Source organism: Bacillus sp. es.036, assembly GCF_002563635.1.
GTDB lineage: Bacteria > Bacillota > Bacilli > Bacillales > Guptibacillaceae > Guptibacillus.
The window spans coordinates 1,737,730-1,749,891 of sequence record NZ_PDIZ01000001.1; the positions used below are offsets into that span (position 1 = coordinate 1,737,730).

Genomic DNA, 12,162 nt, shown 5'->3' on the forward strand with positions numbered 1-12,162 from the left:
TGAAGAAATGGACAAGAGTAGACCACCGACCTTATTGGATCGAGAGCTTAAACCGTTCTTTTCGAACGGCTAAGAAATACACAATCGTAAGTGAAACTAACGATAGCCAGAATGTAAAATATCCGATTAGTGATGTGTATTCGCTTAAGATCGAATATCGCGGCATTTGACCAAACACATAATCAATCACATCATTATGTAATGTCCAAATAGCTACAGCTACTAAATGCCACCGTTTTATTTTATAAAATGGGGTAAAGAGCAATCCTTCAATCGCCATCCCTAAATGTGAAAGAATTAGCATGATTGCAATAGGAGATAGTTGATTCGTTTCAATCATCACAAGAGCATTCATAACAACTGCCCAGATTCCATACTTAAATAACGTAACGGCTGCTAGTCCTTCCATAAGCGGCCAGTTTTTCTTAAAAAGAAATGCTAGTAAAACAAAGCAAAAGAAAAGACTCGCTGTTGGACTATCCGGCACAAACAATAAAAAAATAGGTTCTGTATCAGCTAATTGCCATCCATACCAATAATAACCGTATATTGTTCCAGGTATATTGATGAGAAGCAACAATATGAGAAAAGGTTTTGACTTAAGTAAATAAAAAAATTGAGAAACCATCACGATCTCCTTTAATAGAGGTTTAAGTTGTACTCCAGTCTAAATTAGAAAAAAGCTGACTGTGCAGTCAGCTTTTTCATCTTATTGATTTGCCTCAGACGTTTCAACAATAAAGTCAGCTAGCTTTTCAAGTTCCTCATCAGAACCTTTAAAAGCATTTGCTGGCATTCCGCCGATTCCGTTTACAGCAATATCCATAATGGATTCTTTTGTTTGCTTTGTTTCAAGAAGTGATGGACCGGATCCACCTTGAAGGCTATCACCGTGACAACCAATACAAGATTGACCTGAATAAATAGCATATCCTTCAGCTTCTTTGTCTACTTCAGCTTCAACAATTTCCCCTTGCTTAGCTGCTTTCTCCCAGTCATGTGTAACAACTGATTCCCATGTTAGGTAAACCGTTGAAATAAGACCTAGAAGCATTAACGCTGTTGCTACAGGTCGCTTAGCAGGTCTTCTTTCAGGACCTGGATCAAGCCATGGAGCAAGAAGAAGTGCACCAAATGCAAGACCTGGCATAATTACTGTACCTACAAGTGTATAGTCACCAGCCGCAAATTTGTACTTCAAGAGCTGGTATAGAAAGAGAAAGTACCAGTCAGGAAGCGGCGTATACGTGGCGTCAGTAGGGTCCGCTACGCGCTCAAGCGGAGATGGATGGGCAATTGTAAGAGCAAGATACCCAATTAGGAATACCGCACCTACCATCCACTCTTTTAACAAGAAGTTCGGCCAAAACGCTTCTGTTTTGCCGGGGTACTCTGAATAATCTTTTGGAATGTTAGGCTTTCTCTGCGCAGGGATACGCGAGTCGCCAACAAACTTCATTCCTTTTCCGCGATGCATCTGTCCCCCTCCTTCGTATAAAAAATTGTGTCGTCAATTAAATATAAGTTCTTTAGAATACGTCTTATAGAGGGCCAGAAATACCCTGCTTACGAATCATGATAAAGTGAGCAGCAAGCAATCCTAGGAGTGCAGCTGGTAAGAAGAATACGTGAATCGCAAAGAATCGTGCAAGAGTTTGCGCTCCGATAATTTCTCCACCTGCTAGAAGGGTCTTTGCCCATTCACCTACAACAGGAATTGTTACCGCAATTTCAAGACCAACTTTTGTGGCAAATAGCGCTTTCATATCCCATGGTAAGAGATATCCCGTAAATCCTAAGCCAAGCATAACAAAGAAAATCAATACACCAACTACCCAGTTCAATTCACGGGGTTTTTTGTAAGAGCCGGTAAAGAATACGCGAAGGGTATGTAGAAACATCATAACGATAACGAGACTGGCTCCCCAATGGTGCATTCCTCTTACAATTTGTCCGAATGCTACTTCATTCTGAAGATAGTATACAGACTCCCAGGCGTTAACAATGTCTGGTACATAATACATTGTTAAGAACATCCCGGATAAGATTTGGATCACAGTAATAAAAAACGTTAAACCGCCAAAACAATAAACAAACGCTGAAAAGTGGTGAGCCGGGTTAACGTGCTCAGGCACTTCGTGATCTGCAATATCGCGCCACATCGGCGTAATATCTAAGCGTTCATCTACCCAATCATAGATTTTATTTAACATAGATTACGCCCCCTAACGTGGTTCAGGTTTTCCGAGGTAAAGTTTTCCATCTTCAACTTTCTTGTTGTAAACATCAAGCGGCGCAAGTGGTGGTGTACCCGGAACGTTCACACCATCTTTCGTATAACGCCCCGCGTGACATGGGCAGAAAAACTGATCAGGATATGCAGGATTTGAAGACCAGTCAACTGTACATCCGAGGTGTTTACAAACAGGTGAAAGTGCGACAATTTCGTCTTTTTCATCTTTGTAAACCCAGGCGGATTGCGTTACTTCAGATTCATACCAACCATCTACCTGGTCAATTTTGAATTCTTTACGAACTGGTTTGTCCGTAATCTCGCTTGTGTCCATAACAGGTACAAAATCCTGCTTGGCTCCTTCTTTTAACAATGGATCAATTGCAAAACGAACCATCGGCATTAGCATCCCTGCTGCCATAAAACCGCCGACACCAGTCAGGCTGTAGTTTAGAAATTGGCGTCTTGTTACTTCCTTCTTCTTCGCCATTGGTTTCCCCCCTATCCTATGAAGTCAGTCCAGCCGGACATAATAGTACACACATATAACTAGGACATTCCTATGATAGCGTAGTCAGTCTTGCTCTGTCAATATTCGGATTGGTCTTTAGCATGCCACAAATCAACTATTTATATTACTTTGCCACGTATTTGTTACAAATTGTAAAACCTGCTTTACCTGAGCTGAGACCGTTTCCATTTTGTATTGTTCATCCATATGTTCAAGTGGAATTGCCGGCATCCATAATAAAGCACTCGAGATTTGGTCCTCCACCTGTTTCCATTCTACATCGGCAGTTAAGGTGATAATATGTTTAATACCTCCTACATGCAATTCTTCCTCTATCTTTTTCAAGCGGTCCGTCTTAAAAGCTTGTTCCTCTGAAATTAAATAGGTATAAGCAGGTAGCAAAAGAAGACGACCTTTTAATTGTCTTTCTAGTTCATTTGATATGATTGAGATATACTCTCCCATTGATACGATCGTTTTCATACTGTTCGTCATTGATATTGGAACGAGTGGAAGAACGACTGTATCTACATATTCTTTTTCTTTTTCAAATAACGCAATATCTGCTTCAGTCCATCTCATTGTATAAACTCCTTTTTTGTCCATATAAACACCAAGTTGTTTGGTGAGAATAAGGTTCTAGCCACTTAGCCTGCTGTATTGGCAAGTCGATCCATATGGTTCTTGCTTCTTCTATCGCATAAGCGTTAACCATTTTCCACATGTCTCTGCTATATAGCGTTGTTTCATTTAAGACCTTAACATGCAAATACGAAGCACCTTTCTCTTCTTTCACCAGCATAAACCCACCCGTATCGTTAGCAAATAGCTCTACTTGCTCAAGATAAGTGGAAGAAAGAGAAGGTAAGTATGGAAGTGGATAATAGATCAAGTAAGGGAAAAATGATTGACCACTCTCTTTCCAGTACTTTTCGATCGTAGCTTTCTTATTCTCTTCTGTCACTCTATTAAACGACCTTGTAACGGTTTGTCCGATGATTGTGTGTGGACTTATACGAGAAGACACAATTTGCGATTCAAGCTGCATCAGCAAATGAGGCGCTATACAGTTACCTCCCGTGTTATAGTCTTCTGTTGCATAGCCAACCCAGATAATAGCTGGGTTTTCAAATGCCTCAATTTGCAATGTATTCATTAATTCTGAAGCGATCCCTTTTTTTCGAAAATCACTATGTGTTCGTAATCGACCTAGGACAGCAGCTTCACCTTCAAATATCGTCAGGCCAGCAATACCAACAAGCATTTCTTTCTTGAAATATCCTACTATCTTCTCTTCTTGCATTAGTTTATGTATGATGCGAATAACGTAATCATCTTCTATCCCCGTGGGCATCTCTTTAACGAGAGGAATATCCTCGTATTCTAGGGTTCGAATCAACTCTTTCTCTCCTTTCATTAAGCCGATCTGTTCAATCTCATTCATTCGCCGTCCCTAGTTCTTGCATTTCTTTCTAGTATATCATTTGTTTAGAAAGTGTTGAAGATTTTTCCTAGAACGCACGTTCCAAAATACTTAAGGCAAACAAAAAACCCCTGATCAATCAGGGGTTATAAATGACTCAATTGCTTACTTAAGTGGAGAAACGCTATTTCATCATTTCGATCCAGTGCTTCATCAATTTGTTTCAAAATGGATTCTTTTTTGAAACGTGTGAATGACTCGTCGAGAACCATTTCAGCCATAAACGAATATTTTTTATCAGCTGCCATATTCTCCGGTAAAAATGGATTCTCTTCTAAAACAGCTACGTAGTGAGGAGAAACATTTTTACTTTTGAAGTTTAGCTGAATATAAATAGGCTCGTCCTGATTCAGGCGAATGTCATGAAAAGACTTTTCAGGGTCTGTCGTAATGATGTTATGTTTGTAAAAACGAAAAGGCGCATTTTCTACACAGTGCGTGGAAATCACAAGCGCTTTTGGACAAAATTCAGCGTTTTCAACAAAATGAACATTCCCCATCAACACTTCATCACTTATTAAATAATTCAAAAGCCAGACACATTCACGTTTCTTCACCTGATACTTCTTTAGAAACCATTTCAGAAAGTCTTTTTTTTCAACGACAGAAACGGAGCTGCTCATAGCGATTCCTCCCTGAGATTTTCCTAATTTAACAATTCGTCATTGAAGATACATTTCCTTCTTCACCTTTAATCCTCTTTGAAAGTTTCCTCATCAAACCTCAAAATTTCTTCTTCAAGATGGACGAGCGATGGGTCTAGCTCTAGAGCAAGCTTGAAGGCTTTCACTGCTTCTTCTCTTCTACCTTCTTCAATTAAGAAGGCGCCATATTCCTCTAGAAAAATTGGATCCTGTCTGAAATAAGTATATGCATTTTCATAGCGTTTTATGGCATCTTTATACTCTTCCACCTGTGCATATGCTGTTGCCGCTGACCAATCAAGATATGGATCACTTTGCTCTCCCTCTTCAATGTTTCGCAAGAGATCCAAAATATCTTCATATCGTTCCTCTGTCTTCAAATAAGCAGCTAGCGTTTTCGCAGCTTCTATATGCGCTGGATTAATGGCTAGTAATTCACGTAAATACTGTTCTCCGCTTGCATTATCGTGTGTTTTAAAGGTTAACCTACTAGCTTGTATATATAGCTCCTCATTAAATTCATCAAATTTAATTCCTTGAGCTAGCACCTCAATTGCTTCAGCTACCGCACCTTCTTCTTCATAAGCTTTGGCAAGATAAGGATAAAGTGTACTATACTGCGGATCTAGCTCTTTTAGCTCATTAAACGCATTAATGGCTTTTCGGTATTCATTGATTTGAAGCGCCGTAAAACCATAACCAAACAGGGCGTTAATTTCACGCGCGTTCTCGAGTCCCTTCTCATAGTAAGTAAGCGCATCTTCAAATTGTCCACTTCCGCTCAATGCTTCAGCCAATCGAAGTTCAATATTTTCATTGGCAAGCTCTCCTTTGGTACCAAGAACTGCTTCATAGTAAGGAACTGCCTTTAAATGATGACCTTGTGTTAAATAAAATTCACCAAGTCCAAAATCGATGATCGGTTCATCAGGAGAAAGTCGCTTTGCCTCCAGCAGTTTTTGCTCTGCAACTTCTTCCAATCCTTCCGTTTGGTAAAGATCGGCCAATAAGAGAAGGGCAGGTGGATACGCAGCATCGTTTTCATCAATTTTATTTAAAGCAGCAATGGCATCCTGCTCTTGTTCAAGATCAACATAGCATTCCGCTGCCTGTACAAGTAATTCACCTTCATTTGGGTAATGAATAAGTAGCTCTTCTACGACGTCTCTGGAATCTTCAATAAGTCCAAGACTGTAGTAAATGTTGGAGAGATCATATAAGCTTTCATGATCAGCTTCTTTTCGTACTTCTTTTAGTTCTGTTAAACCTTTTTCAAAATTTCCCGACTCAATTAATGAGACAGCCTGTTTAAGACGATCCACGTTCCAAAACTCCTTCTAACACTACTTATTTTATTTCGATGACTCCAAGCATAAACTCTTTTTATTGCGCCACCCTTCATTTTAGCTGTAAAGGATGATTCTCTTTCTGTTATTTACGACAAAGCTCTGAAATGAATGGGTCTCCTCCATCATAATCAAGAATTTCGTCATCTTCAACTTCATTGCCTAAATTCCTGAAATAAGTAAGTCTAGAAATGAGGAAATTTATTAATTAAGATCAATGAAAAAAATTCCCTGTGCAGAAAGCGTTTGTTAGCGCTTTCAAAACACAGGGACAAAATAAATATGGATAGGAGTGGAGAGAAACCATTACTACGTTTAGTATAACAGGAAAAGATATAAAATCAACTGATTTTTTAGAAAATTTTGCGTATTTTTTAAAAAATTCAGCAGTTCCAGTTACAAAAACCAAATAGCAGGTTCCTAGGAACCTGCTTTTAGCTTCTTCAAATGGTCAAAGAAATCAGGATATGACACTTTGATAGCATCAGGTAATGCGAGCTCGACAGCACCTTCAGTTATACATCCAGCGACAGCAAGCATCATACCGATCCGATGATCACCTAAACTTGAAACTTCCCCACCATGAAGAGGCGTAGGTCCTTCTATCACCATGCCGTCTGGTGTACCAGTAATTGATGCCCCTAAAGTTTGCAAAGCTTCCACCACCGCATCTATGCGGTTCGTTTCTTTTACTTTTAATTCTTCAGCATTGCGAATAATTGTCTTTCCATTCGCCTGGGTTGCAAGAAGCGCAATAATCGGCAACTCATCAATTAAGCGTGGAATGATATCCCCTTCAATGACTGCTTCACGAAGATCGCTCGTACAAATCGTAAGATCTGCTACTTCTTCTTGATTGACTACTCGTCTATTTTTAATCGATAATGCTGCACCCATTTGTTCAAGAACATCTAATATACCGGATCTTGTTTCGTTAATGCCAACATTTAATAAGGTTATTGTGCTGTTTGGAACGATTGCCCCCGCTACGAGGAAAAAGGCAGCTGAAGAAATATCTCCAGGTACTTCAACATTCGTAGCAGTTAGCTGTTGACCGCCTTCTACACTAACTGAAAGTCCATCTCTATTAACCTTTACGCCGAAACTCTCCAGCATATTTTCGGTGTGATTTCTGGAGCGGTGTGTTTCAGAAACAGTCGTAACCCCTTCAGCTTGTAAACCAGCAAGAAGAATGCCTGATTTAACCTGAGCACTTGCGACAGGCGACTGATATGTAATGCCTTTCAAATTGCCACCTCGGATTGAGATTGGTGCAAATGTGCCCTGCTCTCTTCCATCAATGACAGCACCCATCTGTGATAATGGAACCGTTACACGATTCATCGGTCGTTTAGCAATTGACTCGTCTCCCGCTAAAACCGAGTGAAAAGGGCGACCCGCAAGTAATCCCATCATTAAGCGAAAAGTAGTACCCGAATTTCCTACATCGAGAAGCTCAGAAGGTTCCTTGAGTCCTTCAATTCCTTGCCCTTCTACAACAACAGATGCGCCATCTTGTTCAATACGAACCCCCATCTGTTTAAAACAGGAAATGGTACTTAAACAATCTGCTCCAGGAAGGAAGTTCGTAATCCTCGTTGTGCCATTAGCAATTGAACCAAACATGATCGCACGGTGGGATATTGATTTATCTCCAGGTATCACGACTGTTCCCTTAAGACTGTGCGCTTTCGTTATTGTTTCCATAGTTACGTTCTCCTTATTTATCATCTACATATGTTTCAAAATCACGATCTAGGATTACTTTCGCATTATCACGGTCCGTTTCTGAGCGAAAGCTCACTCGAAGCACACCCATAATATCTTCTCGGGTTTCAATGATTCGAATGTTTGTAATTGAAATTTCTTCCTTTGCGAGTTTTTGCGTAACAGCAGCGATTACACCGGGCTGATCCTGTACATCAAGGAACAAATCATAAAAGGCCGGTATCGCCCCTCTTGAGCGAACAGGTAATCCATCACGAAAGTCTTTCGCGCCCGAAAAATAATTAAAAATACCGTCCTCATTTTCTTCTTTAATATAGCCCTGAATTCTATCTAATTCTAACTTCATGTCTTCTGTCATCTGAAGTAAAACATCTTTGTTCCGCAACAGAATGTCACGCCACATCACAGGACTAGCTGATGCGATACGCGTAATGTCTCGAAACCCTCCAGCTGCAAACCTTGCGACGTTAAAGCGCTGACTATCATTTCGATCACTAACAAAATTCACAAGACTTGCAGCTAAAATATGCGGGAAATGACTAATTAATCCGACTAAATAATCATGTTCCTTAGCTTCAAGCTCAACAAAAGTAGCATTGGTAGAACTTAAAAGGTCCATTAAGTCGTGTAGTTTCGATCGATCGACAGCATCGTCTGGCGTTAAAATATAAAAAGCATTCTCAAACAGGTGGGATTTTGCTGCTGTCACGCCTGTTTTGTGGGAGCCAGCCATCGGATGCCCACCAATAAATGTAATAGAAGGATTAAGAATATTCTTCGCATGACTTACGATCGAAAGCTTAGTACTTCCCACATCCGATACGATGACGCCAACCTTTAATTTTATTGAGGAAAGTTGTTCTAGGATTTGCTCCGTTTGAACGACAGGAGCTGCAATCATGATATAGTCTGCTTTTTGCACCGCTTCTTCAAGAGAAGAAGCGGTGTCATCTACAACACGAAGAGCTTTTGCAAGATCAAGCTGGTTTTGATTCACATCGAACCCTGTAATCATGGCATTCTGATGCCCTGCTTTAATTGCCAGAGCAATCGATCCTCCGATTAGTCCAAGACCGATGATTGCTACATTTTTACTCATGACTTTCGCATTCTCTTGTCATTAAGAAATTGCGATATACAGCCAATGATTTCCTTGTTTTGCTCTTCCGATCCGACGGTTATTCGCGCTGAAGTTGGAAAGCCGAGAGCAGAACCAGAGCGGACAATGTACCCATGCTTCATGAGATAGTCAAATACTTCATCTGCTGGAATACCAAAATCGATAAGAACAAAATTCCCTTGAGAAGGATACACAGATAATTCATATTGCTCACAAAAAGCATAGTAAAGAGCGCGACCCTTCTCGTTTTCTTCTCGACACATCTCTATAAATTGCTGGTCTCTTAGGGCAGCAATTGCAGCAGCTTGTGCGACGCGGGAAGTATTAAAAGGTTCTCTGGAAGGTTCAATTGATGCGATCACTTCCGGGTTAGCTACACCATACCCAACGCGCAACGCAGCGATGCCATAAGCTTTAGAAAACGTTCGTAAAACGACCAGATTTTTATATTTTGAAAGGGTTGCAATCGTGTCAGGAAAATCAGTAGCGGTCACATATTCTTTGTATGCTTCATCCATTACCACAAGCACGTGATCTGGCACCTTATTCAAAAACGCAAATAGCTCATCCTCTGGAATGTGTTCTCCAGTCGGATTATTAGGTGAACAAACCCAAATGATTCGCGTATTCTCATCAATAGCTTGTAACATCTCATTTAATTGATGCTTTCCATCCATTAACGGAACTTCACGAACCTCAGCATCTTCGATGACGGCGTTATGACGGTATTGCGGAAAAGTTGGTGTAGCCATCACCGTGTTAGTTCCTTTTTCAAGATACGTTCTGCAAAGAATTTGAACGACTTCATCTGAGCCATTACCGAAAACGAGCTGATCTTCATTTACATTAAGATGATTTGCTACCTCAGTCCGGAGAGAAGCTGCATAACCATCTGGATAAATGTGTAATTGCGACAATTCTTTTTCAATCGCCTCTTTCACACTTTGAGAAGAACCAAATGGATTTTCATTTGAAGCAAGCTTAATGACTTGTTTAAGACCGAGTTCTTTCTTTACTTCTTCAATTGGTTTACCTGGCTTGTAAGGGGTTAACCCTTTCATTTGTCTTTTTGGAATCATGCCTGCACCTCACGAATGGATTTTCGCTTTCCCATATGGAGAAATCAAATTTCGAACATATGACCGAATTTGATCAACCCCTTCTTTAAGGGATGCTTCGTTCTTCAACACTTCCACTTGTTCCTCTACTTGACGAATAATGGCACTGCCAACAATAACGCCATCGCAGTGATCTTTTAATTTCTCAACTTGTTCAGGAGCAGATACTCCAAAACCAACTGCAACTGGAATCCTACTATGCTCTTTCACCCGATCGAGAAATGTAAATACAGAAGAATGAAAATCAGTTCTTGTACCCGTTACACCGAGTGATGAGACGCAATAAAGAAATCCAGTAGCTTCTTTCGATATCGCTTGCAGTCTTTTATCTGAAGTTGTTGGCGCAACAAGAGAAATCAGCGCAGTCTCATTAGCATTGCAGCTTTCCCTCCACTCTTCACTTTCTTCAAAAGGAAGATCTGGAACCAAAAGTCCGTCAATATCATTTTCTCGCACTAAAGCGAAGAAGCGTTCTTCTCCTAATTGTAACAAAAGATTGTAATAAGTAAATATCACAACTGGAATTTCAAGTCCTTTTTTTCGCATTTGCTTCACGAGACCCATCGCCTTTTCAAGGCTCATACCATGTTCAAGCGCACGTAATGATGCGCGCTGAATGACTGGACCATCTGCTAATGGATCAGAATACGGGATGCCGAGTTCAATAGCGTTTGCTCCTTCTTCCTGCAACATTAATGCTAAATCGATGGTTGTTTCTTCTGTTGGATCGCCAGCTACAATAAATGGAATAAAAAGATCCGTCCGACCGTTCACGTATTGTTCAAATCGTTTATTCATCTCCGTCACCTCCAAGATGCTCCATTATCGTATGCACATCTTTATCGCCTCTTCCAGAAAGGCATACAAGAATACGTTCTTCTTGATTCATATTTTGCGCTTGTTTAATGGCTTCTGAGAGTGCATGAGCACTTTCAATCGCCGGAATGATGCCTTCTTCTTCAGAAAGAACTTTTAAAGCATCAAGCGCCTCTGCATCCGTGATGCCTACATACGTTACGCGACCCGTCTCATTTAAATAGGCATGCTCCGGTCCAATCCCAGGGTAATCAAGACCAGCAGAAATGGAGTGAGGCTCCTGAATTTGACCTGTTTCGTTCTGTAAAAGATAAGTGATTGAACCATGAATGACTCCAAGGCGTCCTTCAGACAGCGTTGCAGCGTGTTCCCCTGTATGAATTCCTTTACCTGCAGCTTCCACACCTATTAAATCAACGTCATCTTTAAGAAATGGGTAGAACATTCCCATTGCATTACTCCCACCACCAACACAAGCAATCACTTTATCAGGTAATCCTTCCATTTGTTCTCGCGATTCGTCACCAATCACGCGTTGGAAGTCTCTTACCATTTTAGGATAAGGATGAGGCCCTACAACAGAACCAATTAAATAAAACGTATCTTCAACGTTGGCTACCCAGTAACGAATCGCCTCATTTGTAGCATCTTTTAATGTTCGACTGCCTGAAGACACTGGTACAACTTCCGCCCCTAGAAGCTTCATTCTAAAAACATTCAATTCCTGCCTTCTAATATCCTCTTCTCCCATAAACACTTTGCACTCTAAACCGAAACGCGCTGCCACGGTTGCTGCTGCCACACCATGCTGTCCTGCACCAGTCTCGGCTACAATTTTTTCTTTCCCCATTCGAACAGCTAAAAGCGCCTGGCCGATCGCATTGTTTAATTTATGTGCACCCGTATGATTCAAATCTTCACGCTTCAAGTAAATTTGTGCACCACCAAGTCTTTTGGATAAATTCTCGGCATGAGTAATCGGTGTAGGCCGCCCTGAGTACTTCTTTAATTCATCATGGTAGCTTTTCATAAACTCTTGATCTGCCATTGCTTCGTTTAGCGACTGTTCTAATTCTTCTAGCGCATACATAGCTGTTTCAGGAACATACTTTCCACCGTATCTACCATATCTTCCGCGTTGATCAGGTACACTTGTTGACATT

General features: G+C 40.7%; 13 protein-coding genes. All 13 read right to left on the reverse strand.

Annotated features, from left to right (window positions below; translation table 11 throughout):
* Positions 1-31 precede the first annotated feature (31 nt).
* The 13 genes from ATG70_RS08860 to trpB all read right to left on the reverse strand — a co-directional run bounded on the left by ATG70_RS08860 (position 32) and on the right by trpB (position 12,161).
* Positions 32-628, reverse strand: a complete 597-nt coding sequence (locus ATG70_RS08860; RefSeq protein WP_098443954.1) for a DUF1405 domain-containing protein — start codon at positions 626-628, stop codon at positions 32-34.
* 81 nt (positions 629-709) lie between these two features.
* Entirely contained in the window at positions 710-1,477 is a 768-nt protein-coding gene (locus ATG70_RS08865; protein WP_098443955.1) for a menaquinol-cytochrome c reductase cytochrome b/c subunit, read from the reverse strand.
* Between the two features lie 64 nt (positions 1,478-1,541).
* On the reverse strand, positions 1,542-2,213 hold the full coding sequence (qcrB, locus tag ATG70_RS08870; RefSeq protein WP_098443956.1) for a menaquinol-cytochrome c reductase cytochrome b subunit: 672 nt from the start codon (positions 2,211-2,213) through the stop codon (positions 1,542-1,544).
* Positions 2,214-2,225: 12 nt separating this feature from the next.
* Positions 2,226-2,723, reverse strand: a complete 498-nt coding sequence (locus ATG70_RS08875) for a ubiquinol-cytochrome c reductase iron-sulfur subunit (protein WP_098443957.1) — start codon at positions 2,721-2,723, stop codon at positions 2,226-2,228.
* 132 nt (positions 2,724-2,855) lie between these two features.
* Complete coding sequence (locus tag ATG70_RS08880) at positions 2,856-3,326, reverse strand: YpiF family protein (protein ID WP_179886230.1); 471 nt, start codon at positions 3,324-3,326, stop codon at positions 2,856-2,858.
* Entirely contained in the window at positions 3,313-4,188 is an 876-nt protein-coding gene (locus tag ATG70_RS08885) for a GNAT family N-acetyltransferase (RefSeq protein ID WP_098443959.1), read from the reverse strand. Before ATG70_RS08885 ends, ATG70_RS08880 begins: the two co-directional genes overlap by 14 nt.
* Positions 4,189-4,313: 125 nt before the next feature.
* Complete coding sequence (locus ATG70_RS08890; RefSeq protein ID WP_098443960.1) at positions 4,314-4,850, reverse strand: ReoY family proteolytic degradation factor; 537 nt, start codon at positions 4,848-4,850, stop codon at positions 4,314-4,316.
* A 68-nt stretch (positions 4,851-4,918) separates the two neighbouring features.
* A complete protein-coding gene (locus tag ATG70_RS08895; protein ID WP_098443961.1) occupies positions 4,919-6,193 on the reverse strand; it encodes a tetratricopeptide repeat protein in 1,275 nt (424 codons plus the stop codon).
* Between the two features lie 444 nt (positions 6,194-6,637).
* On the reverse strand, positions 6,638-7,924 hold the full coding sequence (gene aroA / locus ATG70_RS08900) for a 3-phosphoshikimate 1-carboxyvinyltransferase (protein WP_098443962.1): 1,287 nt from the start codon (positions 7,922-7,924) through the stop codon (positions 6,638-6,640).
* 13 nt (positions 7,925-7,937) lie between these two features.
* Positions 7,938-9,044, reverse strand: a complete 1,107-nt coding sequence (locus ATG70_RS08905) for a prephenate dehydrogenase (protein ID WP_098443963.1) — start codon at positions 9,042-9,044, stop codon at positions 7,938-7,940.
* Positions 9,041-10,144, reverse strand: coding sequence for a histidinol-phosphate transaminase (gene hisC, locus ATG70_RS08910; RefSeq protein ID WP_098443964.1), 1,104 nt, complete (start codon positions 10,142-10,144; stop codon positions 9,041-9,043). The genes ATG70_RS08905 and hisC overlap by 4 nt, the downstream gene beginning before the upstream one ends.
* 9 nt (positions 10,145-10,153) lie before the next feature.
* Positions 10,154-10,981 (reverse strand): tryptophan synthase subunit alpha, encoded by an 828-nt coding sequence (gene trpA / locus ATG70_RS08915; protein WP_098443965.1) that lies wholly within the window; start codon positions 10,979-10,981, stop codon positions 10,154-10,156.
* Positions 10,974-12,161, reverse strand: coding sequence for a tryptophan synthase subunit beta (gene trpB / locus ATG70_RS08920; RefSeq protein ID WP_098443966.1), 1,188 nt, complete (start codon positions 12,159-12,161; stop codon positions 10,974-10,976). The genes trpA and trpB overlap by 8 nt, the downstream gene beginning before the upstream one ends.
* Position 12,162 lies beyond the last annotated feature (1 nt).

Bases quoted from the DNA above. Each gene is read 5' to 3' on its own strand.
- ATG70_RS08860 (WP_098443954.1), bottom strand. From the start codon at position 628: ATGGTTTCTCAATTTTTTTATTTACTTAAGTCAAAACCTTTTCTCATA.
- ATG70_RS08865 (WP_098443955.1), bottom strand. From the start codon at position 1,477: ATGCATCGCGGAAAAGGAATGAAGTTTGTTGGCGACTCGCGTATCCCT.
- qcrB (WP_098443956.1), bottom strand. From the start codon at position 2,213: ATGTTAAATAAAATCTATGATTGGGTAGATGAACGCTTAGATATTACG.
- ATG70_RS08875 (WP_098443957.1), bottom strand. From the start codon at position 2,723: ATGGCGAAGAAGAAGGAAGTAACAAGACGCCAATTTCTAAACTACAGC.
- ATG70_RS08880 (WP_179886230.1), bottom strand. From the start codon at position 3,326: ATGAGATGGACTGAAGCAGATATTGCGTTATTTGAAAAAGAAAAAGAA.
- ATG70_RS08885 (WP_098443959.1), bottom strand. From the start codon at position 4,188: ATGAATGAGATTGAACAGATCGGCTTAATGAAAGGAGAGAAAGAGTTG.
- ATG70_RS08890 (WP_098443960.1), bottom strand. From the start codon at position 4,850: ATGAGCAGCTCCGTTTCTGTCGTTGAAAAAAAAGACTTTCTGAAATGG.
- aroA (WP_098443962.1), bottom strand. From the start codon at position 7,924: ATGGAAACAATAACGAAAGCGCACAGTCTTAAGGGAACAGTCGTGATA.
- ATG70_RS08905 (WP_098443963.1), bottom strand. From the start codon at position 9,044: ATGAGTAAAAATGTAGCAATCATCGGTCTTGGACTAATCGGAGGATCG.
- hisC (WP_098443964.1), bottom strand. From the start codon at position 10,144: ATGATTCCAAAAAGACAAATGAAAGGGTTAACCCCTTACAAGCCAGGT.
- trpA (WP_098443965.1), bottom strand. From the start codon at position 10,981: ATGAATAAACGATTTGAACAATACGTGAACGGTCGGACGGATCTTTTT.
- trpB (WP_098443966.1), bottom strand. From the start codon at position 12,161: ATGTCAACAAGTGTACCTGATCAACGCGGAAGATATGGTAGATACGGT.